23 protein-coding genes, 1 tRNA gene and 1 pseudogene are annotated in these 26,041 nt (G+C 62.9%); 9 read left to right on the forward strand and 16 right to left on the reverse strand.

Annotation, left to right across the window (positions count from 1 at the left end; translation table 11 throughout):
* The first annotated feature begins 7 nt into the window (after positions 1-7).
* From hemH to AAC640_RS11090, 6 genes are all read left to right on the forward strand, one after another.
* Positions 8-979 carry a ferrochelatase gene (gene hemH, locus AAC640_RS11065; RefSeq protein ID WP_340266217.1) on the forward strand — a complete coding sequence of 324 codons (972 nt, stop codon included), beginning with the start codon at positions 8-10 and terminating at the stop codon, positions 977-979.
* 32 nt (positions 980-1,011) lie between these two features.
* The gene (phbB, locus tag AAC640_RS11070) at positions 1,012-1,734 is read left to right on the forward strand and encodes an acetoacetyl-CoA reductase (protein WP_340266219.1); all 723 of its coding nucleotides are present in this window, start codon (positions 1,012-1,014) and stop codon (positions 1,732-1,734) included.
* 4 nt (positions 1,735-1,738) lie between these two features.
* Positions 1,739-2,032: a ribbon-helix-helix domain-containing protein gene (locus AAC640_RS11075; protein ID WP_340266264.1), complete on the forward strand. Its 294-nt coding sequence runs from the start codon at positions 1,739-1,741 to the stop codon at positions 2,030-2,032.
* Between the two features lie 65 nt (positions 2,033-2,097).
* Positions 2,098-4,461 carry a TonB-dependent receptor gene (locus tag AAC640_RS11080; protein WP_340266221.1) on the forward strand — a complete coding sequence of 788 codons (2,364 nt, stop codon included), beginning with the start codon at positions 2,098-2,100 and terminating at the stop codon, positions 4,459-4,461.
* A 286-nt stretch (positions 4,462-4,747) separates the two neighbouring features.
* Positions 4,748-5,395 (forward strand): energy transducer TonB, encoded by a 648-nt coding sequence (locus tag AAC640_RS11085; protein ID WP_340266223.1) that lies wholly within the window; start codon positions 4,748-4,750, stop codon positions 5,393-5,395.
* Positions 5,396-5,439: 44 nt separating this feature from the next.
* Positions 5,440-6,123: a Fe2+-dependent dioxygenase gene (locus AAC640_RS11090; RefSeq protein ID WP_340266225.1), complete on the forward strand. Its 684-nt coding sequence runs from the start codon at positions 5,440-5,442 to the stop codon at positions 6,121-6,123.
* Positions 6,124-6,135: 12 nt separating this feature from the next.
* Here the strand turns inward: AAC640_RS11090 and AAC640_RS11095 are convergent, their stop codons facing one another.
* The 4 genes from AAC640_RS11095 to AAC640_RS11110 all read right to left on the reverse strand — a co-directional run bounded on the left by AAC640_RS11095 (position 6,136) and on the right by AAC640_RS11110 (position 9,175).
* Positions 6,136-7,008, reverse strand: coding sequence for an FAD:protein FMN transferase (locus AAC640_RS11095; protein ID WP_340266266.1), 873 nt, complete (start codon positions 7,006-7,008; stop codon positions 6,136-6,138).
* A gap of 98 nt (positions 7,009-7,106) precedes the next feature.
* The gene (locus AAC640_RS11100) at positions 7,107-7,982 is read right to left on the reverse strand and encodes a DUF4198 domain-containing protein (protein WP_340266227.1); all 876 of its coding nucleotides are present in this window, start codon (positions 7,980-7,982) and stop codon (positions 7,107-7,109) included.
* A gap of 15 nt (positions 7,983-7,997) precedes the next feature.
* Entirely contained in the window at positions 7,998-8,516 is a 519-nt protein-coding gene (locus tag AAC640_RS11105; RefSeq protein ID WP_340266229.1) for a DUF2271 domain-containing protein, read from the reverse strand.
* Positions 8,517-8,530: 14 nt separating this feature from the next.
* Complete coding sequence (locus AAC640_RS11110) at positions 8,531-9,175, reverse strand: PepSY-associated TM helix domain-containing protein (RefSeq protein WP_340266231.1); 645 nt, start codon at positions 9,173-9,175, stop codon at positions 8,531-8,533.
* Positions 9,176-9,423: 248 nt separating this feature from the next.
* On the opposite strand from AAC640_RS11110, the gene AAC640_RS11115 reads away from it, so the two are divergent.
* A complete protein-coding gene (locus AAC640_RS11115; RefSeq protein WP_340266233.1) occupies positions 9,424-10,359 on the forward strand; it encodes an MlaA family lipoprotein in 936 nt (311 codons plus the stop codon).
* Positions 10,360-10,471: 112 nt separating this feature from the next.
* On the opposite strand, the gene AAC640_RS11120 is transcribed toward AAC640_RS11115, so the two are convergent.
* Together AAC640_RS11120 and AAC640_RS11125 are read right to left on the reverse strand one after the other, a co-directional pair.
* Positions 10,472-15,133 (reverse strand): NAD-glutamate dehydrogenase, encoded by a 4,662-nt coding sequence (locus AAC640_RS11120; RefSeq protein WP_340266235.1) that lies wholly within the window; start codon positions 15,131-15,133, stop codon positions 10,472-10,474.
* A gap of 270 nt (positions 15,134-15,403) precedes the next feature.
* Positions 15,404-16,672: a PAS domain-containing protein gene (locus AAC640_RS11125; protein WP_340266237.1), complete on the reverse strand. Its 1,269-nt coding sequence runs from the start codon at positions 16,670-16,672 to the stop codon at positions 15,404-15,406.
* Positions 16,673-16,871: 199 nt separating this feature from the next.
* Here AAC640_RS11125 and AAC640_RS11130 point away from each other — a divergent pair.
* Together AAC640_RS11130 and AAC640_RS11135 are read left to right on the forward strand one after the other, a co-directional pair.
* Positions 16,872-16,947, forward strand: a tRNA-Thr gene (locus AAC640_RS11130).
* 198 nt (positions 16,948-17,145) lie between these two features.
* Positions 17,146-18,390, forward strand: coding sequence for a tyrosine-type recombinase/integrase (locus AAC640_RS11135; protein WP_340266239.1), 1,245 nt, complete (start codon positions 17,146-17,148; stop codon positions 18,388-18,390).
* A 323-nt stretch (positions 18,391-18,713) separates the two neighbouring features.
* On the opposite strand, the gene AAC640_RS11140 is transcribed toward AAC640_RS11135, so the two are convergent.
* From AAC640_RS11140 to AAC640_RS11185, 10 genes and pseudogenes are all read right to left on the reverse strand, one after another.
* Positions 18,714-19,589 (reverse strand): hypothetical protein, encoded by an 876-nt coding sequence (locus AAC640_RS11140; protein WP_340266241.1) that lies wholly within the window; start codon positions 19,587-19,589, stop codon positions 18,714-18,716.
* Positions 19,579-20,301, reverse strand: coding sequence for a hypothetical protein (locus AAC640_RS11145; RefSeq protein ID WP_340266243.1), 723 nt, complete (start codon positions 20,299-20,301; stop codon positions 19,579-19,581). The genes AAC640_RS11140 and AAC640_RS11145 overlap by 11 nt, the downstream gene beginning before the upstream one ends.
* Before the next feature lie 61 nt (positions 20,302-20,362).
* Positions 20,363-20,993: pseudogene (locus AAC640_RS11150) on the reverse strand (tyrosine-type recombinase/integrase).
* A 290-nt stretch (positions 20,994-21,283) separates the two neighbouring features.
* Complete coding sequence (locus tag AAC640_RS11155; RefSeq protein WP_340266245.1) at positions 21,284-21,643, reverse strand: hypothetical protein; 360 nt, start codon at positions 21,641-21,643, stop codon at positions 21,284-21,286.
* A gap of 201 nt (positions 21,644-21,844) precedes the next feature.
* A complete protein-coding gene (locus AAC640_RS11160; protein ID WP_340266247.1) occupies positions 21,845-22,249 on the reverse strand; it encodes a glycine zipper 2TM domain-containing protein in 405 nt (134 codons plus the stop codon).
* A 134-nt stretch (positions 22,250-22,383) separates the two neighbouring features.
* The gene (locus AAC640_RS11165) at positions 22,384-22,839 is read right to left on the reverse strand and encodes a hypothetical protein (protein ID WP_340266249.1); all 456 of its coding nucleotides are present in this window, start codon (positions 22,837-22,839) and stop codon (positions 22,384-22,386) included.
* Entirely contained in the window at positions 22,839-23,666 is an 828-nt protein-coding gene (locus tag AAC640_RS11170; protein WP_340266251.1) for an FAD:protein FMN transferase, read from the reverse strand. Before AAC640_RS11170 ends, AAC640_RS11165 begins: the two co-directional genes overlap by 1 nt.
* 2 nt (positions 23,667-23,668) lie before the next feature.
* Positions 23,669-24,217: an FMN-binding protein gene (locus AAC640_RS11175; protein WP_340266253.1), complete on the reverse strand. Its 549-nt coding sequence runs from the start codon at positions 24,215-24,217 to the stop codon at positions 23,669-23,671.
* Between the two features lie 83 nt (positions 24,218-24,300).
* A complete protein-coding gene (locus AAC640_RS11180; protein WP_340266255.1) occupies positions 24,301-24,489 on the reverse strand; it encodes a DUF6662 family protein in 189 nt (62 codons plus the stop codon).
* Positions 24,490-24,507: 18 nt separating this feature from the next.
* Positions 24,508-25,902, reverse strand: coding sequence for a porin (locus AAC640_RS11185; RefSeq protein WP_340266257.1), 1,395 nt, complete (start codon positions 25,900-25,902; stop codon positions 24,508-24,510).
* Positions 25,903-26,041: the final 139 nt, after the last annotated feature.

Raw genomic sequence — 26,041 nt, forward strand, 5'->3', positions numbered from 1 at the left:
GCCGACCATGTCCAGTATCGCGATTCTCCTTATTAATCTGGGCACGCCCGATGCGCCCGACGCTCCGTCGGTCCGCCGCTATCTCAGCGAATTCCTTTCCGACCGGCGAGTGGTGGAAATATCACCTCTGCTCTGGCAGCCGATCCTGCGCGGTCCCATCCTGCTGACCCGGCCGCGCAAATCCGCACGCGCCTACAGGGAGGTATGGATGGAAGACGGGTCTCCGCTTGCCGTCTATACCCGGGATACGGCCGTCAAGCTTCAGGAGATGTTTGGGCCGGATGTCGTCGTCGACTGGGCCATGCGCTACGGTCGTCCTTCGATCGAGAGCCGGTTGACTGCTCTTATAGAAGGCGGCGCTGACCGCATATTGCTGGCCCCACTCTATCCGCAATATTGCGCCGCCACCACCGCGACCGCGCTCGATGCCGTCTATGCCGCGCTCTCGCGGATGCGGGTGCAGCCGGCGACCCGGACGCTCCCACCCTATTATGCAGATTCCTCCTATATCGAGGCCGTGCGCGCATCGACGCAACGGCAACTGGAAGCGCTGGACTTCGAACCGGAACTGCTGCTGGCCAGCTTTCACGGCATGCCCGAACGGACGCGCAAGCTCGGCGATCCCTATTATGACCAGTGCGTGGAAAGCGTCCGGCTGATCGCCCAGGCGCTGGGCCGGGAAGTGCGCCTGACCTTCCAATCGCGTTTCGGGCCAGCCAAATGGCTGGGCCCCGCGACGGATGAAACGCTTCGCGCCCTTCCGCGAGAGGGCGTGAAGAAGGTTGCGTTGCTCACGCCAGGCTTTGCGGCGGACTGCCTTGAAACACTTGAGGAAATCGCGATGCGGGGTCGGGACGAATTTTTATCCTCAGGCGGCAACAAATTTGCCCATCTTGGCTGTTTGAACGCGTCAGTTGAGGCTATGCTCCTGTACCGTGACCTGACCAGCCGTGAACTGGCAGGCTGGCGGAAGGATTAGTTTCGTCCAACTTTTAAACCGGAGGGGCTGACATGACCAAAGTTGCGATCGTGACGGGCGGAACACGCGGCATTGGAGAGGCGATCAGCCTGGCGTTGAAGAAAATGGGCTTCAGCGTCGCCGCCAATTATGCGGGAAATGACGACAAAGCTCGCGCCTTTACCGAAGCGACAGGGATAGACGCGTTCCGCTGGGATGTTGGCGACCACCAGGCCTGCCTGGACGGGTGCGCGGCCGTCGCCGAACGCCTGGGGCCTGTCGATGTTGTGGTCAACAACGCCGGCATCACCCGCGACGGCGTGCTAACAAAAATGAGCTTCGACGACTGGAACAGCGTCATGCGCGTCAATCTGGGCGGATGCTTCAACATGGCGAAGGCCACCTTCGACGGCATGCGGCAGCGGGGCTGGGGCCGCATCGTGAATATCGGCTCGGTCAATGGTCAGGCCGGCCAATATGGGCAGGTCAATTACGCAGCGGCCAAGTCGGGTATCCACGGCTTTACCAAGGCGCTCGCGCAGGAAGGCGCGAAATATGGCGTGACCGTGAACGCGATAGCCCCGGGCTATATCGACACAGACATGGTCGCCGCCGTGCCCCCTCCTGTGCTGGAAAAGATCGTCGCCAAGATTCCGGTGGGGCGGTTAGGCCAGGCGGAGGAAATCGCACGCGGGGTCGCCTTCCTGTGCAGCGACGAGGCCGGGTTCGTCACCGGAAGCACATTGTCCATCAATGGCGGCCAGCACATGTACTGACGCGATGGACGGGGGCGGCGACAGCGAGCAAGGGGACGTTGCTGTCCCTGCGTGTGTCTTTGCCGCCCCGGTCAAGCGCAGCGTTACGATCGCCGGTCATCAGACCGCAATCAGCCTTGAACCGATATTCTGGGAGGCTCTTCGCGCGCATGCGGAGCGACAGGGCCTGCCCGTGAATGCGCTGATCGCTCGCATCGATGCAGCGCGCTTGGCTGCGAATGCTCCCCCTAATCTTGCGAGCGCGGTTCGGTGCTGGCTATATGCCGTCGCCGCAAAAGGTAAGAATGTTTCGCAATAGCGTTGACTTTGCGAACGGCTATCAATAGCAGAACCCCGTAAGCATTCAGGAAGGGGTTTCTGTTCATGTCCAGTTCCAAGTCCTCGACGTCGTTTCTTGCGCTTAGCTGCGTTGGCGCCTTCGCTTTCGCAGCTGGTGCGCATGGTCAGGAAGCGACGCAAACGCCTCGTCTGGGCGGTATGACCGTTACGGACACGGCGATCGATGAGTCGGAAGTGAAGGTCAACAAGGCGGAGTCCCCCAAATATGTGCGGCCCCTGCTGGACACGCCGCAGACGATTACCATCATCGGCAACCAGACAATCTCGAAGCAGAATCTTCTGACGCTGCGTGACGTGCTTTCGACCGTGCCGGGTATCACCTTCGGAGCAGGCGAAGGCGGCGGCGGCTACGGCGACAGCATCAACCTGCGTGGGCAGAGCGCCAATACCGACATCACGGTCGATGGCGTGCGGGATAGCGCTCAGTATAGCCGCACCGATCCGTTCAATCTGGAACAGATCGAAGTCATCAACGGCGCCAATTCCGTTTTTGGCGGTTCGGGCGCGATCGGCGGAACAATCAATCTGGTGACCAAACGCCCGAAGGAGGATGACGAGACGCTGATCCAGGCCGGGGCCGGCACCTCGGACTATTATCGCGCGACGATCGACAGCAATATGCGTCTCTCCGATCAACTCGCCGTGCGCCTGAACGCCATGTACCACGAAAATGACGTGCCCGGACGCGATGTCGACCGCTACAAGCGGTGGGGTGTGGCGCCTTCGGTGAAGTTTGGCATCGGTGGCCCGACGTCGATGACGTTGCTCTATGTGCATCAGGCGGACAAGAATACGCCGCTTTACGGCGTGCCCTATTACAAGAACGGCGTTTATGACGGTCCCCTGCCCGGGGTGCCTTACAGCGGTTACTTTGGCTACAGGAACATCGACCGTCAGGACCAGACCGTTGACCAACTGACGGCGATCTTTGAGCACAGGTTCAGCGACCACCTGTCGGTCCGCAACCTTTCCCGCTGGCAGCGGGTGGAACAGGACCTTGTCGTCGATCCGCCGCAGGCGACCGGCACAGGCGAATTCTGCCTTGCCAATGGTCTCAACCAGCTTGGCGTCGCCTGCGCAGCGGGGCACACACCGGGCCTCTATTATCCCAGTGGGCCGCGTGGCAATTTCCGCTATTCGGAAAACCAGGCACTCTACAATCAGCTCGACTTCACCTTCAACATCCCGGGCGGGCATACGTTGGTGCTGGGCACGTCGGCGATGCAGGAGGATTATAATCTCGACAGCGGCAACCTGTTGCGCACGGCGACCGGTTCCTTGCCAAACCCCGTGCTCGATCCGATCAACATCGCCAGTCCCAACGGCATCTACACCGGCCCCCTCAACGAGATCCGCACCGCCCATCAGGATGGGGACCTGTTCAATGTCGCTGCCTATGCCTTTGCGGGGGTGAAGATCTTCGACCAGCTCGAATTCAATGGCGGCGTCCGCTATGAGCATAATCGGGCGAAGTTCCGCGCCGACACGATTGCCACCCCGGCTGTGGGCGGCACCTACACCCCGGGTGTGAACCAGGTTTCGAAGGACAATCTCTTCTCCTATCGGATTGGGCTGGTCTACAAGCCGGTGGAGAATGCAAGCTTCTATGTCGCCTATGCAAACTCGAAGAACCCCACCAGCACCACGGTGCGGTCGGGCTGCGGATTGGCGGCGGCTACGACCCTCAATGTCGATCCGTGCGACCTCTCGCCGGAAGAGGCGCGCAACTACGAGATTGGTGGCAAGGTTGATCTGTTTGATCGTAAGCTGCTGCTGACCGCCGCCCTGTTCCGCAATGAACGGACCAATTACCGCGTTACCGCCAATGACCCGTTCGTCGGCAGCCTGCCGGTGGGTGATGGGCGCAACCGTGTCGACGGTCTGGTGCTTGGCGCATCCGGCAACATCACGCCCGAATGGACCATCTTCGCCAACTACACCTATTTAAAGAGCAAGGTTTTGCAGAGTATCACTGACGAATGCCTTGCCAATCCGGGTCAAACCAGCGTGATCGGGGGTACGGCCTATACGTGCCCCACTTCGGACCCTCAGGCCGGCAATCCGCTGATCAACACACCCAAGCATTCGGGCAGTCTGTTCACTACCTACATGCTGCCCTTCGGCCTGCAGGTCGGCTATGGTCTCACCTATCAGAGCAGCTTCTACCTCAACAACGCTCGGACGACGCCGACAACGGTGCTTTATAAGTCCGACGCCTACACGACGCATCGGGCTTTTCTGTCCTATGCATTCGCGGACAATCTGACGGCGCAGCTCAATGTCCAGAACTTCACCAACAAGAAATATTATACCAACATCCGGAATAACGGCTGGGCCAATCCGGGCGAAGGGCGGTCCTGGGTCCTGACGCTGGGCTACAAGCTCTGATCAGCCTTAATCCTCGGCATTCGTCCCATGCCGGGGAGACGGGTGAGCGGCGCTACCATCCTCCTCGGGCCGCCGCTCATCCGACCCTAATGAATTAAATTGCAATTGTATCGCATTAGAAGTCGCGCTATGGCGGCGCGAAGGCGCTAAGCCGGGAAAGGGATTGTGCATGCTTCATGCAGCAGAGCAGGCCAGGGACCAGGATATCGGCATCCTTTCCGCCCCTTGCGCTCAGCCTCCCATTGTCCGACCCGTTCCTTCTACCACCACCGCAGGCTCGGCCCCCGTGGCAAGATACGGCGCCCGCCGGTCACCCAACTGGCTGATCATTGGCCTCATTTTGATCGCTCACGCCGTGGTGATCGCCGCTATCCTCCATGTTCGGCACCAGGCCCAGCGGCGGGTGGAAGCGCGCCTTTCAGTGGTCAATCTGACGCCGCCTTCCGCGCCGTCCGCAGCAGATACGCCATCACCGCCACCCACCGCGCCGAAGGTCGCCGCGCCCACGCCGGTCGTGCAAGTGCCGGTCGCTGCAGTGGCACAGGTCGCGGTTGCGCCGGCCCCTGCGCCCGCGGCTTTCAGCCCGCCCCCTGTCGCTGCGCCGGCATCCGTAGCTGCGGCGCCGGCTCCGCCGAGCGTCATGCCAGGCGGCGATCTGAGCGCCCAGATGGTATCCGGCAAGCCGCCGCGCTACCCGATTGAAAGCCGCCGCAAGCGGGAGCAGGGGACGGTTGTGCTGGCGCTCACACTGGGCTTGGACGGTGCGGTTGAAAGCCTGACAATAGCCCGCAGCAGCGGCTTTTCGCGACTGGATGACGCGGCGCGCGATGCGGTGCGCAAGTGGCGTTGGCGACCGATGATCCAGCAAGGCCAGCCGGTGAAGGTGAAGGGGGTGGTCGAAATTCCCTTCGTCCTTCAGGGCAGCGCAACCTGAGGCGCCTTAACCCGCTTTTGCTGCGGCCTGGAGAGATATGAGACATGCTGACTGTCATTCCCGATCTGCTGCAGTCCGATGATGTGGCGGCGATCCGTTCGCTCATCGAAACGGCGGAATGGGTCGACGGGAATGTGACCTCGGGCCACCAGTCGGCCCTTGCCAAGCGCAACCTGCAACTGCCCGAGGATTCGTCAGAGGCGTGTGACGCTGGGCAGATGATCCTCGATGCGCTGGGCAAATCGCCGCTGTTCATTGCCGCCGCGCTGCCGCTCAAGGTTTTCCCGCCGCTGTTCAACAGTTATGCGGGGGGGCAATCCTTCGGCATCCATGTCGACAATGCGGTGCGGATTCAGGCGGGGACGGGCTTTCGCGTGCGATCGGACCTGTCTGTCACCCTGTTCCTTGAGGACCCTGCTCAATATGAGGGGGGAGAGTTGACGATAGAGACGCAGTTCGGGGTGCAGCAGGTGAAGCTGCCCGCTGGGCACGCGGTACTCTACCCGTCTTCTTCGTTGCACAGGGTGGAGCCAGTGACGAGGGGGCGGCGGCTGGCGAGCTTCTTCTGGTTGCAGTCGATGGTTCGGGACGATGGCGCGCGGCAGATGTTGTTCGACCTCGACAGCAGCATCCAGGCGCTGGCGACGGAGTTGGGCCACGATCATGGCCAGGTCATCCGGCTGACCGGAGTATATCATAATCTGCTCAGGCGCTGGGCTGAGGCCTGAGCGGCTGCGGCTTCACTCCAGCATCTCCACCAGAGCAGGCGTCATATATTCGCGAACGCCATCCTCGGTACGAAGGATGAGGCGAGCGGCGAGACCATGGCGGGTGGCGAGAGCCATTCCCTGATCATGCCCCAATATGGTGATGGCGGTGGCCCAGGCGTCGGCCAGCATCGCGCTGTCGTGGAGGACGGTGACTCCGGCGACCCCGTTGCCGACCGGCTGGCGGGTGCGCGGATCGATGCTGTGCGAGAGGCGCCGGTTCCCTTCCTGACGATAGTGGCGATAATCGCCCGAGCTCGCGACCGAGAGGTTGCAGAGCGCGACGCGGAGCGTCGGTACGGAGAGGCCGGGCGGCGACTCTGCGTCCACCCACCAGGGCTGGCCATCGGGACGGATGCCTTGGCCCCGCAGTTCGCCGCCGATCTCTACGAGAAAATCGCGGACTCCCAAGTCATGGAGTGCCTGCGCGACGCCATCGACGGCAAAGCCCTTCGCGATCCCGGAAAAGTCCAAGGTGACGTCCGCGACGCGGCGTGCTTTGCGTTTCCCCGTCTCGATCGCGGTCCAGGGGGCCGGGTGGCTCGGCACGACGCTGTCGCCTGTGAGGCCCGAAGGGCCGAATCCCCACCGTTCGACGAGGCGACCCACTGCCGGGTCAAAGGCGCCATCGGAAAGGCGCGCCATGGTCAGGCCCGCTTCCAGCACCATCACCATCTCACTGGGAAGGGCGGTCCATTGGCCGACAGGGGCGGTGTTGAAGCGGCTGATGTCGGAATCTGCCTCCCAATTGCTCATCTGGGCGATGACGCGGTCGAGCACGGTCTTGATGGCGGGCTCGCAGCCGGGGGGCGCGTCGACGATGCGCGCTGACCAACTGGTGCCCATGGTCCGGCCGCCAAAGTTGCTGATCGTCCCCGCCTGTCGTTGCCGCCCGGAGAAGAGACCGGGCGGCAGATCGGCGGGAACGGCGACGCGCAAGCCGGTCAGGGGGCGAGCACTTCCAGTGTGGTGACATAGGAGGCGCGGCGCTGCGGCGGGCCAGCGGGGCGCGGGGGCTGCGGGGCAGCACCGCTACCAGCGCCACCCATGCCGGCTACCCCATCGCCGCCTTCGCGACCGCCGCCGACGCTGGCGTTCAGCCAGTACATGCCCGGCTGCGGCCAGGTCACCGTCAGCTTGCCTTCCTTGTCAGCGGTCAGATCCTGCTGCCCCAGCGTATCGCGATAGCGACCGCCGCCGGGGATGATCGTGACCTTGAGATTCGAAGCGGGTTGGCCGTCGAGGAGAAAGCGGAAGGTCGCTGCCTCGCCTGAGACGAGATCGTTGGGATGGGTGACCGGCATCATTTCGATGCCGACGCCGGTTGGCTTGAAGATTGTCGTCGTGGGCGCGCCCAGCGTCAGGAAGGTTTCGTTGCGGCTGGATGCCTCGGCGGTCTGCACATCGGTAGCGCCCGCAGGAATCGCGGCGGCGAGCGTTTCTTTCGTGGTGCCGCGCGGCAGACGCTTCACCTCGCCATTCAGCGTGTAGCTGCCCATAACCATGGTCGAAACATTGGCAATGCGATAGGTGCCCGGCTGGGTGAGATGCACGTCGAAGGTGGAGCGGCATTTGCCGGTGGCGGCGTTCTCGATCTTCCCGGTTGAGCCGTCCGGCTGCGTCACGGCGATATTGTCGGTCCGCATCGGCATATGGTCGAAATAGAAGAGATCGTTGGAGACCGCCGCGTCCACGGTAACCCAGTTGTCGGTCCCCGACAGGCTGGTCGAAGAGGGGAGCATCCACTGGCGGTGCGCCTGCGCCGCGCTGGTGAGCATCAGGGCGGCGAGCGCCCCCGCGATCATCAATCTGGTCTTCATTCGATAATCCTCCCCTTATTTGCCGAAGCCGAGGCTGATCGCCCCCAGTTCGCTGTTGCCTTTCGCGCGCACGACGGCGCCGGGTCTGGGCGGCCAGCTGAAGGGCAGGCGGATGACTTCCCGTCCGCCGACTTCGCGAGCGGCTTCCACCAGCAGCGTGTAGTTGCCGGCATCAAGCTGGCCTAGCGGACCCTTGCCGGTCGTGAAGGCGATCTTCTGTTGCCCGGGCGGGCGGGTCGCGCCGGTGATACCGTCGGCGGGGAAGCTCATGCTGCGGCCCGAGGCGCGCCACCATTGGCGCACGTCGCGCAGCCATTTGGTGCCTTCGCCCTTGGCCTTGTCGACATCGTACCAGACCGACAGGGTGCGGGGCGCCGCGCCCTCCTTTTCCAGCCAGATGGCGACATAGGGGCGATGATATTCCGCGACTGGCAGGCGCGGGATGGTGACATTGACTGTCAGTGTTTCGGCGGTGGCGGGCATGGCCGCGGCGATCGCCGCGCTGCCGAGGATGAGTTTATAGCCGCTGTGCATGACGCTGCTGTCCCCTAATGCATGAACGAAATGGCGAGAAGCGCGGGAATCGCGAGGCCGGCCGCCACCAGGGGCCAGGTGCTGGGCCGCTTTTTGGCGTGGAGATAGAGCAGGAGCAGTCCGGTCAGCGCGAACAGGAAGCAGGCGACGGCGAAGATGTCGATGAACCATTTCCACGTGGCGCCGGTATTGCGGCCCTTGTGCAGGTCGTTGAGGTAGCTGATCCAGCCGCGGCGGGTGCTCTCGCTGGTCACCTGGCCGGTCTGCCGGTCGATCGCGACCCAGCCGTCGCCACCGGGGCGGGGCAGGGCGAGATAGATTTCATCGGCCGACCATTCGGCCTGCCCGGCAGCGGGAAGCCCGACCGCCTTGCCCACCCAGTCGGCGATCGCCGGGGGCAGGGGCTTTTTCGCGTCGGGAGCGCTGTCGGGTGCGACCTGCTTCAACAAGGCAGGCGGCAGGGTGGCGGCCTTTTCCACTGTCCGTGGCGACCCCTCGACGTCGGCGGCGTGGTTGAGCGTGATGCCGGTGAAGGCGAACAGCAGCAGGCCGATGAGGCTGATCGCGCTGCTGACCCAATGCCAGGTGTGAAGCTGTTTCAGCCAGAAGGCCCTGGGGCTTTTCTTGCCGAGCGGTCGGGATCGGACGGGCGCGTGCATGGAAGAGTGGACGGGTCCTGAGCGAAGAGTTGGGAGCAGATAACGCGAACGACTCGCAATTGCAAACAGGGTCGTGCGGAAATTTGTATCAAATTGTATGCCTCGCGCAGTTCGCCGCGCCTGTTAAGGACTCGCTATTGACGGCGGGCCACATCCTAACTAGCCGCCGTTGGTCGGACGCCGGCGAGGGCGAAACCCCGCCTGCTCTCCGAACAGGGGTGATGGGTCGCAAGCAAAGGGACTAAAACATGCTGCTGCCGGGCATCGCCGCAGGATTGATGATGATGGGGACGCAGGCGGTGGCGGTCGTTCCGCCGCAACCACAGTCGCCCCCCGTGGTTGACGCGGCCAGCGCGGCGAAGGCGCTGCAACAGGGTCCCGCTGCCAATCCCACCCCGCCTGCGTCCGAGGTTCCGGCGCCGGCGACCGCCCCGGCCGAGCAAGGTCAGGACATCGTGGTGACGGGCGAAGGCCGGGCGCCCCCCGGCGATCCGCTGGAGCATCTCAACGCCAAGAGCTTCCAGGCGGTTCAGTCCGTCGACAAGGCCGTGGTGGAACCAGTCGCCAAGGCCTACAACAAGGGGCTGCCCAAGCCGGTGCGAAAGGGCTTCCGCAACTTCTTCAACAACCTGCAGGAGCCGGTGGTCTTTGCAGCCTATCTGCTGCAGCTGAAACCGGGCAAGGCGATCGAAACGGCCGGGCGATTTTCGATCAACACGACGCTGGGCCTGGCAGGCCTGTTCGACGTCGCCAAGCGCAAGCCCTTCTTCCTGCCCTATCGCCCCAATGGCTTGGCCAATGTGCTGGGCTATTATGGCGTGGGCGCGGGCCCCTATATGTATCTGCCGATCGTCGGGCCAACGACGTTGCGGGACATCATCGGCGATACGATCGACAAGATGATCGTGCCCCTCGCGCTGGGCAAGCCGTTCAACGAACCGGCCTATGTGATCCCGGCGACGATCCTCAACCAGCTGGGCGAGCGCGCCGCCTTTGACGACACGGTGCAGCAGATCCGCAAGTCCGACGACCCCTATGCCACCTATCGCGACCTGTATCTGAAGCAGCGCAAGGCCGAGATTGAGGCACTGCACGGACGTCGTCCGGAGGAGCCGGTGACGCCTGTCTATGGTCCTGACATGGGCAAGGTTCCGGTCAGGATCGCGCCCGACGAGGGGCACTGACGCGGCCCTGCCACCAGTTGCACCGCCCCGGATGCCCAGTCATTTTGTGCCGCCTTTTCCAGGTCGGCAGATGAGTCCGTCTGCCTGGAAAACGCCCTAGCGCCCTAGCGCCCTAGCGCCCCAGCAGCCCGCGCGCCTGACCGGCGATTTCCGCCAGCATGGCGACATTGGGTAGTGCCGCTGCCTTGGCGCGCTGGACAAGCGAACGGAACTGGTGGATCCGGGGCGCCTTGGCCTCCAGCCACTGGTCGACGTGGGCGGCGACATCCCTGTCCTTGCCCTGCGCCAGGAAATCCAGCCGCACCTGCTGCATGTCGCGCGCAACGCCGGATATCAGCAGCCGCTCCCAGGGGTCCGAAGGCGTCATGCGCGCCGCTGTGGATTGAACCCAATCTATGCCGACCGCTTCGCCCAGATGGGTGAATGCGTGCGTCAGCGCGATTTCGTCCAGCTTCAGCCGCGTCGCCAGTTCGGCGATGCCGACCGCGCCATCCAGCTTGAACAGGCCGGCTGTGCGCCGCACCAGTTTTTCAGGCGCGCCGAGTGCCAGGAGGCGGTCAGCGACCGCCTGGGTGCGTCGCAGGGCTTCGCTGGTCAGCAGCTCGTCGACATGGGCTGCAAGCTTGCCGACGCCCGGCGCCAGCATCGCATGGCCCGCGCCTGGCAGCGTGCCGGCCGGAAGGCTGCGCAAGATGTCGGCGATTTGCGCGCGCATGCCGCTGGCGATGTCGCCAAACAGCGCAAGGCGCGCGGCTTCCGACATCTCTGCCGCGTCGATATCCGCCCATAGCGCGTCGATATGGTAGAGCCGCTCCGCGATCAGGAAGGCGCTGGCAAGATCAGCGAGCGAGCAGCCTTCCTCCTCCGCCAGTTCGAACGGGTGGATGAGGCCCAGGCGGTTGACGATGCGGTTCGCGACCTTCGTCGCGATGATCTCGCGCGCGAGCGTGTGGGCCGCGATCGCGTCGCCTTCCTTCTTGCGCATCGCGGGCGGAAAGGCGGCGGCGAGTTCGGCGCCCATGCTGGGGTCGGTGGCAAGATTGCCATGTTCGGTCGCGTCTTGCAGCGCCAGCTTGGCAGTCGACAGCAGCACGGCGAGTTCGGGGCGGGTGAGGCCCTGTCCATCCTGCGCCCGCCGCAGCAACTGGTCGTTGGCGGCGAGCCCTTCCACCTGCCGGTCGAGCCGGCCGCTTTCCTCGAAGGTTTCGATGAGCCGGACATAGCTTGCCAGTTCAGCCGGGCCGCCCGCTTCCGCGATGGAGAGGCCAAGCGCCTGCAGGCGGTTGTCCTCCAGGACGATGTCGGCCACCGCGTCGGTCATGCTGACCAGCAGCGTGTTGCGTGCCGCCAACGTCAGACGGCCTTCGGCCATTTCCTGGTTGAGGGCGATCTTGATGTTGACCTCATTATCCGAACAGTCGACGCCAGCCGAATTGTCGATGAAGTCGGTATTGATCCGTCCGCCACGCAGCGAGAAGGCGATGCGCCCCGCCTGGGTGACGCCCAGATTCGCGCCTTCGCCCACGACCTTGACGCGCAGATCCTCTGCATTGACGCGCAGGCGATCGTTCGCGGGATCGCCCACCTCCGTCTGGCTTTGCGCCGCCGCCTTCACATAGGTGCCGATGCCGCCGAACCAGAGCAGATCGGCCTGGCTTTTGAGGATCGCGGAGATGAGGGCGGCCGGTTCCATCTGGCTGACGCCGGCGCCCAGCATCGCCTGGACCTGGGGGCTGAGCGGAATGGTCTTGAGCGTGCGGGGGAAGACGCCGCCGCCGCGCGAGATCAGCGCCTTGTCATAATCGTCCCAGCTGGAACGGGGGAGCTGGAACAGACGATTACGCTCTTCCCAGGATTTGGCCGGGTCGGGATCCGGATCAAGGAAGATGTGCCGGTGGTCGAAGGCGGCGACGAGCTTGATCGCCTTGCTCAAAAGCATGCCGTTGCCGAACACATCGCCCGACATGTCGCCGCAGCCGATGACCCGGATCGGCTCGCTCTGCACGTCGACGCCCATTTCAGCGAAATGGCGCCGCACGCTGATCCAGGCGCCGCGTGCGGTGATGCCCATGGCCTTGTGGTCATAGCCGTTGGACCCGCCGCTCGCGAAGGCATCGCCGAGCCAGAAACCCCGCTCCAGCGCGATGGCGTTGGCGATATCGCTGAAAGTTGCCGTGCCTTTGTCAGCGGCGACGACGAAATAGGGATCGTCGCCGTCCCGGATCACCACGGACGCGGGATGCCTGACCTTGCCCTTGACGATATTGTCGGTGACCGACAGCAGGGCGCGGATGAAGATGCGATAGCTTTCGGTGCCTTCCGCCAGCCAGGCGTCGCGGTCGACCTGAGGGTTGGGGAGCTGCTTGGGATAGAAGCCGCCCTTCGCTCCGGTCGGCACGATGACGGCGTTCTTGACGCGCTGCGCCTTCATGAGGCCAAGGATTTCCGTGCGGAAATCATCGCGACGGTCGGACCAGCGCAGCCCGCCGCGAGCCACCGGCCCGGCGCGCAGATGGATGCCCTCAACCCGTGGCGAATAGACCCAGATCTCGCGCCAGGGCAGGGGCGCGGGCAGGCCGGGTATCTGCGCGCTGTCGAGCTTGAAGGCGAGCGCTTCGGTCGCGGCATCGGTGAAGAAGTTGGTACGCAACGTTCCGGTGACGACGGCGAGCAGCAGGCGCAGCACCCGATCCTCGTCAATCGCGCTGACCTTTTCGAGGCCGGCGTCGATCGCGGCCTGCGCTTGCGCCGCCCCGGCCTCGCGGTCTTTGGCTGCGGGATCGTGCAGCGCCTCGAAAAGCGCGACCAGCTGCCGGGCGATATCCTGTTCGCGCCGAAGCGTTTCGGCGAATGTGGCCAGGCCGTAGGAAATGCCGGTCTGGCGCAGGTAGCGGAACATCGCGCGGAGCAGCACCACCGCGCGAGGGACGAGGCCCGCGGTCACGATAAGTTCATTGAACCGGTCGTCTTCCGCGCGGCCTTCCAGCACTTGCGCGATCGCTTCGGTAACGACCGAGGCGCGGGCGATGACGGCTTCGGCATCGCCCCCCGCAGGCAGTTCCAGCACGAAACGCTGCACATGGCCTTGCGCGCCGCCGTCGATCGCCGTTGTCATCTCGTCGATCACCCGGAAGCCGAAATTTTCGAACGCGGGGACGACCTCCGACAGGGCGATGGCGTCCTGGCTGTAGAGCTTGAGCCGCAGCTGTTCGGGCGTGTCTTCGCCGTTGCGATAGATGCGGATCGACTTGTCGTCGGGGCCGGTCAGGCCATGCAGAAGCCGGATGTCGATGGCGGCCTCCGCCGGCCCGGCGCCATTGCGATAGCCGATGGGGAAGCCGGGCGCGTAGCGCTGCGCGAGCGCGGCGGCGCGGCCGGGTTCCTCGGTTTCGGCGAGCGCTTCCTCGACGGCGGGGAGCCAGCCGCGCACCATCTGCTTGAGCTGCCGGTCGAGCGGGGCTTCGTCGGGCACCACGCCGCCTTCGCGCAGGTCCAGCGTGATGCGCAGCAGCGCCAGGCCGCTTTCCTCCAGCGCGATCGACCAGCTGAGCACCGGGGCGTTGGCGGCCTGGCCCAGCATGTCCTGTACCTGTATGCGCCGCGCAGTCGTCAGTTCCTCGCGCGGCAGCCAGGCGAAGGCATAGAGATGGCGCGCCAGCGCGCTGGTCCCGAGGGCCAGCTTGGGGCGGGGCCGGTCAGCCAGCGACATGAAGGTCAGCGCCAGCCTTTCGAGCGTGTCATGATCGAAACCGATCAATATGTCGTGGGGCAGGGCCGTCAGCGCGTGGGCCAGGACCTTGCCGGCGTGGCCACCGGGATCGAAGCCGAACTTGTCCATCAGCGCCGAGAGCGCCGAACGCAGCAGCGGCACCTTGTCGGGACTGGCCGCGAGCGCGGCGCTGGTCCACATGCCGGCGTGGATGGACAGGGCCACCACCTGCGCGCCCTTGCGGACCGCCACGATGACGAGGTCCAGCAGCACCGGCCGGTGGACGCGCGACAGGCGGTTGGACTTGATGATCAGCGGATTGCGCTTGCCTTCCTCGAACCAGGCGAAGGCCGCCTCCAGCGACGCAGGCGCCAGCAGCGGTGCGTCCTCCAGGCTGCACAGGCCCAGCCGCGCATCCGCCTTGCCGTCGCGACGGCGGCGCTCATGCCCGATCTGGGTGAAGTGGCGGGCAAGGAACCAGCGCAGCAGCGCGGCGCCCTCGCCATCGGGAATGATGTCCGCATCGTGCGCCATGGCATCGCGCATCCGGAGCCAGTCGGACACGGCGGCCCGCACGTCGGCCAGCGTCTGGCGGAGCGCCCTTTCCAGCGCGCGCCGGCCCTTGGCATCGGCGCGGTCCGCTTCGATATAGATCATCGATTCGCGGCGGGCGCCGGGCGCGTCATCGGCCAGAATCGCGAGCAGATCGGCATTGTCGGCGCGATCGACGGAAAGGACCGGGTGGAGCAGGCGGTGGATGGTGATATCGACGCCCGCCAGGGTGTTGGCGATCGAATCCACCAGGAAGGGCATGTCGTCATTGACGAGCGCGATCCGCATGAAGCGGCCGGTTGCCCCTTCGCCCAGCGTGTCGATGGCGATGGCGACATGCCCCGGCTTGCGGGACTGGGCCGTGCGTCCCAGGAAAGCGGCGGCGGCCGAGGCGGCGTCATGATCGAAGCCCTCGCTCTCGCCGGGCAGGGCGCCGCGCGCCAGCGCCGCCTCAAGCGCCTCCCGGATCGAAATGTCGACGCGATTGCTCTTCGATTCAGCCAGTGTCGTCATGCGCAACCTCTTCCCAGGCGGACTTTTGTCCGCTTTTCCCTGAACGGAGAAGACGCTGGGCGGCCGCCAGGCGACTCCTCGGGCTTATCCGATCTTATGCGCTCGCGGCTGACAAGTCTCAACGGGCAGTTGAAACAAAATTACGGCCTGTTGAAATATAGGTGCAGCGCAACGAGGGGCAGTCGAAGATGTCGTACCAGCCGCGCGCGACCAATGATCCCGTTCTGCCGCCTTGTCGCAGTCTTTCGTGCCGGTGGGGTGAAAGCGAGGTCAGCCGGCGGCCGCGACGATCACCCGCTGTCCAAGATCCGAGCTGTCGGGCAGCGCGCCTACGATGGCGAGCGTCCCATCCGCTTCGCGCCGGGCGACGACTACGGCCAGACCATCCTCGTCAGTCGGGATGGCGGCCGGATCGAGCGCCGTTGCGGCTTTCATCGCCACGCGCGCGGCCTGGCGGGGATCGGGGCGGGCCGGGGCATTGGCGCGGCGCTGGCTGCGCTCATCCCGAATCAGCGCCTTGAGACCTCCTTCGTAGCGGGCGAGATAATCGCCCAGCGTTCCGATGCCGAGCTGCGCCGCCTTGGCGTGTTCGAGCGCGGTCGCATATTCGGTGAGGCGCGTCTTGTCATAGGTCGTGCCGAAGACCAGCTTTACCACGGCGGTCAGCGGACTGCGCGCCTGCGCCTTGATCCCGGCGTCGGCCAGCATTTCGGCATAATCGTCGGGCGCCTGTTCCGTCATCAGGGCGAAATCATAGGCAAGGCCGATCGCATGATAAAGCGCGCCATGGGTGCGCGCCTCGCTGGTGCGCGCCTGTTCGGCGCCGTCCCGGGCGAGCGCCAGCCAGTCGGCGAGCGGCGCGTCGGCGGCGGGGCTTTCCATGCCGGACAGGTCGAGCGTGTCGTCGTCGGCGGCCGGGCCGTCGGCCCAGATCGGCGCTACCTGCCGGGGCGCCGGGACGCCGCGCAGGGCGGCGTCGACCTCGCGCCCAAGCTCGTCGGCCACGTCCTGGCTCGCCAGTTCTTTCCAGCTGATGACGCCGAAGACGAAGTCGATCGTCTCGCCATCAGACGAAAAGGGCATCAGGATGCCGCGATAGAGGACTTCCGCGCCGCGCTGGTTGACGAAGCCCGCCTCGAAGCCGATCGGCGCGGCATTGGCGATGATCTGCAGATAGTGGTCGGTCAGGCGAGACAGCAGCGATCGCGACGGCACGTCATTGATGAACCGGATGGTGCTTTCGACCTCGCACTCGCGACGCAGCGCGGTGCCCAGATAGACGACGGCAGGATTGTCCAGCCCGGTGCTGAAGTCGAGCAGGACGCTGTTGGGGCCGAAATCCTCCAGTTGATCGGGCGACAGGTCCTCGATCGAAGGGAGTGCGCGGTCGCCCAGAAGCGAGGCCCAATAATTATAGGCGCGCACCTGCATCCGCCGCTCATCGGAACCGATCGCGATCGGCGCGTCGAGCGCTGCGTCGTCGGCATAGTCGAAATCGTCCTGATCGTTGGCGATTTCCTGCCCTCGCAGAGTATCCATTCCGTCGGTCCCCGGCCCTGAAGAAAAGCTTTCCTGAGACTCGACCATGGCACGGGATGGTAAACATGCTGTAAAGAGCCGAAGCGCCAAATCGGGACGATCGCGGCTGGGCCCCGACAGGGGCGACCCGACGATCGCGAGGGAGAATGAATTGCCCGCTTGTCCTGCGTCCCAACCGCTGTTATCTGCGCGCTCCAATGCCGCTTTAGCTCAGTTGGTAGAGCACATCATTCGTAATGATGGGGTCACGTGTTCGAGTCACGTAAGCGGCACCATTACCCCCTCTGCCAGCATCCACATCAGGTTGAAAAAGCGGCAGAAATCTGCTAAAAATTCACTCTTTCTGGTCAGGTGCGTTTGTCGCCGTCCATGCCTGTCCGTTCCCCATTGGGGGTATCGGGAAGGGGTATGAGGCTAAAGCGTCAAACGCGATACCCCCAGGAAGCGGACGAGGCAGATGGGATGGTCGACGGATGGCGCTTTCAGACACGAGAATCAGGGGGCTGAAGCCTCAGGACAAGCCATACAAGGTTGCTGACGAGCGCGGCCTTTTCCTCCTGATCAGCCCAAATGGCAGCCGGCTATGGAGATTGAAATTTCGGATCGACGGGCTTGATGCACAAGGACGGTTCAAAAAGATCGAGAAGTTGCTCTCCCTTGGCGCCTACCCGGATGTCTCTCTCAAGAGAGCCCGCATATTGCGCGACGAGGCGCGGGAGGCGCATGCTGCTGGACTAGATCCGGCTCTCGAAAAACAGAAGGCGAAGGCTGCTGCCAGGATCAGTGCGGAGAATAGCTTTTCTAAAGTCGCGGAAATGCTTCTGGAAAAGCAGGAGCGCGAAGGGCTTGCGGAAGCGACGATCAAAAAGAGGCGCTGGTTCATTAAGCTCGTCTTTCCTGTGCTGGGGAAACGGCCCGTCTCTGAAATCCAGCCGATGGAGGTGCTGCTGGCCCTGCGGCCAATCGAGAAGAAGGGGCGGCACGAGAGCGCGAAACGTGCGCTGAACTTTATGGGGCAGGTATTTCGTTACGCAGTGGCATCTCAATTGGCGCCCGGCGATCCCACGCGCGATCTTCGTGGCGCGCTGACCATACCCCAGGTCAAGCATCACGCAGCCATTCTTGATCCCGAACGCGCGGGCGAGATGCTGCGCGCCATAGATGGATATGAGGGGCAGCCACTGACGCGCTGGGCCCTGCAGTTGTCGGCGCACCTTTTCGTTCGGCCGGGGGAACTCCGGAAAGCCGAATGGACAGAGATCGACGTGGTGAAGTCCGTATGGCGCATTCCGCCCGCAAAGATGAAGGGACGGGTCGAACATCAGGTGCCTCTGTCACGGCAGGCTTTGGCGATCCTAGCGGAGATCAGGAGTCTCACCGGGAGGGGGAAGTATGTTTTTCCTTCGATCAGAAGCGCAGCAAATCCAATGTCAGAAAATACCGTGAATGCGGGCCTGCGACGGCTGGGTTATTCAGGCGATGAGATGACGGCGCACGGTTTCCGTTCCATGGCGTCCACTCTCCTGAATGAGTGCGGGAAGTGGCATCCAGACGCCATCGAGCGGGCCTTGGCACACAAGGATCGGGATTCGGTTCGAGCGGCTTATGCTCGCGGGGCTTTCTGGAATGAACGTGTCGAAATGGCGCAATGGTGGAGCGATTATCTGGATCGGCTGAAGGACGAGCGGAAGGTGTTGCGCCCGGCGTTTGGTCAATGAGGGGGTAGGGGTAAGAGATGCCACCCTTTCTGCGATGGGCAGCGGATCGTAAGAAATGCGAAATTTCGACCCTTTGTTGCCGTTCAGCCCCCGATTTTCTGTTCCCAGGTGCGGCCAGTCTGCTTTTCCATTCTGGATGCCTAAGACTGGGCCGTCTTTTGCCTGTCCGGTTCAGGGCACAGGAACTGGTAAAGGGCTCCCCGCCACGCTGCCAGGAGCCTCCCAATTCCTAGCCTTCGCGGACATCACGTCAGTCATCGAAAGCTGTTGCGCGTTCACACCGGCTTATCGGCCCTTACTTGGGTCGATTTCAGAGGTATTCGTTAATCACCTGTTTCGTCGCGAGACCGCCAAGCGCGCAAAAAGCGCCTGATCGCGTCTGAATCCTCATCTTTCACCATCTCAACAGTCTCAAGCGATTCGAGACGGCCACGGAATGCGTCCCGATCGAGCAGGGTGTGGATCGCCTCAACCGAGGCGCGATCGCTGCGTTTTGCGACCATATCGCCGAGGCCGTTCAGGCCCATGCCCTGACCCCAGCTGTAGCGCGTGAACGCTTTCGCGAGGCGGGCGACGCCGTGGTCGTCGGCGAGTTGCCGAGCGGTCCAAGCTTGCACGGCTTTGCCGTCGTCCTGCTTGAAGTCACGCCATATATAGAGAAGCCGCCGCATCAGGGGTGCATAGAGGTCGGTCAGCGCCCGTTGCTCGCTGACGACGGCATCGAACAGTCGTTCATAAGCATCGTCGCGCTCGACTTGCAGGGCCTTGCGACGATCGGCGCCGCCACGGGCATCCTCGAGGCGGGTTTTTAGCGTCTGCAGCGCCCCGTTTTCGGTCGCGATCCGCTGCCCCAGTGCGGTGTATTGGTTGCGGATAACGGTGTCGGCACTGATGAGTTGTTCCAGCCTCGTCATTTCTGCGCGCAGCACGGCCACCGGAATTGTCGACAGGTCGGCGGTATCCGGAATCAGCGCGACGTTGGGAGCGCCTGGTACCGGGGGGATGCCGTTGATCTTAGCGATCTCGCCGTCAGCCCATGCAATGTAGCCGACCAAGGCCTTGTCGACGTCGCCCTTATAGATCAGCAGGAAATCGTCCCATTGCGTGTCATTGAGGAAGCTACCGGCGTGGCGGACTCGGGCTTCGCGCAGCAGTTCGGGCGCCCGGGTTGCCCGCGTGTTTCTCACTTCATACTGCATCGCAACGAATGTCCGTCGCTGCGTGCTGAAGGCCTGGACCTGAGAGCTTCGCTGTTGCGCGGCTGTGTTGAGCCGCATGGCGTTGCGCCTGCGCCTCGGTCCCCTTCACGACCAACTTGGCAAGATCGGCGTTATAGCCGGCGATCAGCCCCTCTTTCTGGTTGACCTGTGTCGTAAGCGTCGCGACGAGGGCCTCCTTCTCGAACTCGTCGGCAATGCGCTCGGAAATCGCTGCGATCGATTCAGCTTCGCGTTGGCGGGCCTGCTGAAAGCGTTGGGTCCGGTGCTCGCGCAACTCTGCAAAGTTAACGGCGCCGTCACGCTCGTCGTGCCGGTGAGCTTCAAAGACTACGCGCTCGATCTCGCGTATGAGCCCTTCGGAGGCACCCTTCGATGAGCAAAGATCTTCGACAAACTGCTGCGACAGATAGCGCGCGCGTGGAAATGACAATGGGCCATTGGCGTCGCGGCCATCAAGGCGGCGATTTGTCTCTGTGCCGCCGCCCCAGGTCAATTTGACTTGCCCGTTGCCGAGGAGCGAACGCGCACGCACAAGAAAGGAGGGGCTCACATCCTGATCCGCAGCCCAGCCCTGCGGTGGAATGGCGTCGCAGCCGGCGGCGATCATGTCCGCGAGTGCGGTCTTACCCGAGCCGCGGGCGCTCCAATGGCCGCTTATGGGAAAGCGGAACTGGGAGTTAATGGCTGACATTGGCGCAGAGCCGACGCGATATAGGTCCTGGCTCCTCGCGAGGGTAAGGAGCCAGGCAATCTCAGATTTCTGTGCCCTCTGCCAAAGTCAGAGCGTCCTCGACATCCACACCCAGGTATCTCACTGTGCTTTCAATCTTCGTGTGCCCGAGCAGGATCTGGACGGCCCGGAGATTTCCGGTCGCCTTGTAGATGATCGATGCCTTTGTCCGCCGGAGAGAGTGGGTGCCATAATCTTCACTGGGTAAGCCAATTCCCTTTACCCACTCATCGACAAGGCGGGCATATTGCCGTGTGCTGATGTGGGCCGCGTGGTCGGTGCGGCTGGGGAAGGCGTAGTCCTCTAGGGATCCACCCCGGAATTCGAGCCACTTGAGGAGGCTGGCGCGAGCATCGTCCATCAGCTCAAACTGAACTGGCCTTCCGGTCTTGCTGAACCACGGTGGCTCGCGTTCGAATTTTCCTATCACAAACAATGTCGCTGATTCTGATCTTCACTAGGTCGCAGCCGCGCAGCTTGCTATCGATGGCGAGATCAAAGAGGGCCCTATCCCGAATGCGTCCATGCTGGTCGAGGAAGAAACGGACCGCCCAGATCTGACGGGGTTTGAGCGCGCGCTTCGCCCCCACCTTGCGTCCGGCGTTCCAAGATACTCGCTCGCGAGCGGCGGGATCAAATTCTGACAATCCCATGACACGTCTCCTAAGGCCATGATGGCCACGGGAAGAACGCTTCAGAGTAGGCCGACCCTTTTCCGTCGCTCAGCCTCCGATTTTCGATCTTCAGGTGCGGACCGACCGCTATCCCGTTCTGGATATCCAAGATGGCCGATTCCGGAATGACGGGTTGCGGATTAGCTAGGGCAAATTTCGTCATCACCCTCATGTCCCAGTTCTTCCCGACTACGGGCTGGGCATTAGCCGCAATACTGGATCGGACACGATCCGCAATTCACCAAGCGGCAGGCCGGAACCCGATTGCATCAATCGTCGTCATCATCATCGTCATGGTGGTGACGCCAATGCCGGTCGTAGCCGCGATCCCAGCGCCTGTCATAATAACGCGGATAGCTGTCATAATAATAGTAATTATATGACCGGTAATGCGGGTGATAATATCGTTCGCGATAATAATCATCCTCGTAATAATAACGCGGCCTATCCGACGCGATGGCCGCGCCGAGCGCCAGGCCAACAATTCCTGCGCTCAAGGCAAGCGCCGCGTCATTGTCATAATGACGCGAATAATAACGATAATGGTCGCGTGCCTCGGCAGGCGTGGCACTGATCGGCATGGACGCCGCCAGCGCCAGGCCCACGGCCGCATTACGGAGGATTTTCATATCCTGCCTCCTATTCTTTCGCCCTGTCTGCACCCGGCGGATGGGACAGGCTGTCATTCAAGCACAGATGCGCTGAACTCGATCTGAACCCAGCTTCCACCCTGGCGACCTTCAAAAGGGGCGCGAAGACCAACCGGTTCCACGCCCCAGATCCTCCCGCCGCAGGAGGGAACTCAATTCATGGCCTCCGCATTATGCGGGTCAGCAGCCGGAATTGCGCTCGACTTCGCGGCCCAGCAACGCGCCTGCGCCCGCTCCGATGATGGTCCCCGGTGCCCGGTCGCCATAGCGATCGACCGAGCGTCCGAGCAGCGCACCCGCCGCGCCGCCCAGCATCAGGCCTGTGGTACCACTGCCGCCACAGCGGTCGCGCCGCTCGCGATAATGGTAGCGCCGCGGTTCGACATAGCGCGGGCGAGCATAGTCCCGTTCCTCATAATAGCTGCGGCGGTAACGGGGACGATCATCGTCATCATCGTCGTCGCCGCCATCATGATATTCTTCATATTTATACCAGCTCCCCCTGCTGTCATGAGCATGGGCCAGAGAGGGAAGCCCGGCCAGCACCGAAGCGGCCAGGGACAGGGCCAACAGGGGTTTGCGCATCAAAATTCACCTCCTCCGCAGACGGTCTCGTCTCCACAGGCAGGGCTATTGCAACGCATCGTTGGCGCATCCCTGAACAGGGTGGTCAGCAATCGTTCAGCAAAGGATCGCGTTCACAGGTTTTTCCGTCGAATTTACCTGCGCTTGCCGCGCCGTGCGGTAAGGCCGTTCAGATAGTGCCAGACGAACGCGGCCGGGAGGGCCAGTCCGATGATCCAATGGTTGAGACTGGTCCATGCCCGGAAACTCTCGTCTCCGGCATAGTAGAGCAGATAGCCGCTTGCGATGAGCGCGCTAAGCAGGGTGCAAAGGACTAATCCCGCGACACGCTGATGCGTATGGGACCAGCCTTTGGGGATGTGGGCGACGAACATGCCGCCGATACCGAGCAGGGCCGGGATGAGGAACAACCCGTGGATCTTCATCATCCAGGGCTCAAGCGGATTTGTTTCGGGACCGAACTCGCCCTGTTGCTGTCCATAATAATGGAGCAGCAGCCAGGCGCTTCCGCTCAACCACAGGCCCAGACCGCTGAGGCTCAACAGCCAAATCTGCCATTTGGCGAGGCGTGCCGTGCGACGATGCTGCATCAGGCCGCTCCGGCCAACAGAGCGGCGCGCAGGACATAGCCCCGATGCGCCTCGAGAATTTCATCGGCGAGATCGGCATTGACCATGGCAACCTTGGTCATGGCGTCGGCAATGATACAGCGTTCCGCAATCACGGTGACGCGCTGATCGGTGAGGACGGGAGTACCATTCCATCCGATATGCGGACCATGGGGCCTGCCCTTCACCTGCCGCCGATTATGGAGGTTGGCGGAACTTGCAATGGCGCAGTCAGGGACAGTCACCACATGGCGTATGGCCTCGTCGGCATCGCGGAGCTGGACCTGCCAATCGCGCTCGCCAAATGTTCGCAGATCGCCGCCTGCATTGACCAGTCCGGCGGAAGCGCCGGCCGCCACCAGTGTTTCCACTGCGCGGTCCACCGCATGACCTTTCGCGATACCGCCCAGATCGATCAGCGTCCGTCGATGACAACGAACATTTCGGTCGTCGATTATCTCGATATCCGCCGTGGTTCCGGTGAAGCGATTGAGATGCATGATCCCCTCGCGGGGCAAAAAGCCGCCACGGACGAGTGCTCGCCCGACCGCGACGTCGAACAAACCCTCAGTTGCTTCATGCAATGCGACAGCCATTCGCAGGACCCAAACGGTCTCGCAATCAACCATGACGACCTCGCCCGGCGGAGCGGTACGAAGAGCAGCCAGATCGCTCGCTGGGTCATGAAAGGACATGCGTGCGTGAATCTCGGCCATCGCGGCAAATGCCGGGCCGACCGCATCCTCGCTTCCTTCCGGAACCGTGATTTCTACCAGCGTGCCGAGCAGGGGTCGGCAACGTGTGATCATCGTCAGGCCGCCGCCAGTACGAGCGAGTGGATGGCCAGCAGGCGTTTCACCCCGTCCGTGATGTTGCGGCAGGACAGCGTTGCGCCCGAGATATTGGGAATATCCTGATTAAGCTTGAACTTGTCGTTTAGCGTTTTCCCCCGGAAACGGGCACGCCAGGCCGGATTGCGAACTTCTCCACCGTGGGATTCGCGATAGCTGAGGATTTCCACACCCAGCACATGCCCGTCGGGCGAGATGGCAGTGGCGTAGGTGATGAACTCATGCTTACCGACGACTTCATCCACGAGCACCCAGCCCACCGTGGTCTTGCCCTGCATCGCGCGCCAGATGCTGGGCTGGTTCGTCCGCTGCGGAACGCCTGACAATTTCCTGATCTGGCCAAGCTGGGCGGAGGACAGCGTCACCGCGAACGGCACGAAGCTTTGCGCCTGCGGGATCAAGGCGTGCTGTGCGCCCGCAACCGAGATATAGTCGGTCGCCGATGCCGGCACCGCTGTCGCCACAAGGACAGGGACTGCAATCAGATGTGGCCAATTCCGGTTTGACATGGGTTCGAGTCCTAGAAATTCATGCCCAGCTTGAGACGAAACTCGTTCTTGGTCTTCTCGATGAGGTGCGGATTGGTGTCGGTCTACCCCTCATAGCGTTCTCCACCGCCCTTGAGCTGTGGAAACCAGGTGAGGATAGCCCAGAATTTCTGACCGCCATAGTGAATGGTGGGGCCAGCGAACAACGACCACCGTTTCTGGCCGACCTCGGTTTCATATTCTGAGCTGTACTGGGTTTCAGCGCCAATGAACCAGTTGGAGGAAACAATCATGTACTTTGCCGCGACCTGTCAGAACATGTACCCCAGACCAAGGTTGATCCGGTCGTTGTCCCTGTTTTCAAAGAATTTCTGGTAGTCGAGCTTGACCACCACCTCGTGCAGCGGGTGGAACGAGACGCCCGTCGTCAGGACGCGATCCCGGTTGGCTGGGTCTGCCGTTAGGCCCAGCGGGAGTTTTGCCTGAGTGTCATATTTCTCATAGCGCACGAAGGGATCGAGCGTGACATCGCCACCGAGCGAAAAGCTGTAGGCGCCCTGGATCAGCCAGCCATAGAAGGCGGAGGGCAATATTGCCCGCTCCGCGCCGTTTGCGCTGTTGTAATCGAGAATGATCTGATCGATTGCTGCGCTGTTGGCGAAGGTCCCCCGGCTGTACAATGCCTCTATATCGAAGCCCGAGTGCTGAACGCGGGCATGGACGTCCCACAATGTCACCCGTCCCCCGACGCCGGCAAAATCGGGGGCGGTCGGATCCGACTTGAAGTCGGCGTTGGCATGGCCGGTCTTGCCCGTGAAAACCGCTCCGCCGATGAGGACGCCCGGTGTCGGCGTATATTCGAGCGAGCCATAGACCGAAAGACTGGCGGCATGGGCAAGCTGCAATTCCTGATGCGTGCCGAGCAGCGGCGCGCCGGCATCGTCGAGCTTGGCGAAATCAAAGCCGGTCGTGACGCCGACATCATAGGAGATACCGAAGGGGGTTGATCCCCAGACGCTCACACCGCCTTCCCGCCAGGTCGAGGGAATGATGCGCCGTTCGACCTCGTTGCGTTCGACCCCGTAGAAGACCGGCGGCTCGTGATTGCGGTTGATGAAGCCGAAGGGCATCAGGAACAAGCCGGCCTTCACGTTGAGTTCTGGATTGAAGGCATAGTTCAGATAGGCCTGTTCAATCTCAACCTCACCCTGGTCGCCGGAACTAGCCACGGCATGTTCAACCTCGACCTCGCTGTTGAAGCTGATCCGGTCGTTGAAGCGATGGCCGAAGAAGAGGACGAAACGCTTGAGATCGGCCTGATTGCGGCTCGCGTCATGGACATAGCCATTATAGGAAATCTCGCCATAGCCACCGATTGTCGTATCCGAACCGGCGGGTTCACGCGTTCCGCTGTTATCGGCGAGGGCAGGAGCGGCTGGAACTGCGGATGGCGCGCTGCCGATCGCAGCGTTCGCGGCAGCTGGCGCGGTCGGCGTCGCCACTGCCACTTGCAGGCGCGCATCGATCTCCTGGATCCGTTTTGCCTGTGCCGCCAGCTGCGCATTCTGGGCAGCAATCTGCTGCTGCTGAGCTGCAACCTGTGCCTTCAGTAAAGCGACTTCTGCTTGGAGCGATGGGCCTTTGGCGAAGGCAGGTGTTGTGGCGGTCAAGGCGGTTGCCGCGACCAGAGCGAATCGTAACTTCAATTGACCCCCCAATGCTCGAACTGGGAGGCGCGATTAGCAATAATGCAATTCACTCGCAATAATGTGCATGGCGGTGACAAACCAGGCCAATGGAGCGCCGGCGTTTTGCTGAGCGCGGCGGTGTAAAAACCGGCCATTG

The organism is Sphingobium mellinum (assembly GCF_037860795.1).
Classification (GTDB): Bacteria; Pseudomonadota; Alphaproteobacteria; order Sphingomonadales; family Sphingomonadaceae; genus Sphingobium; species Sphingobium mellinum.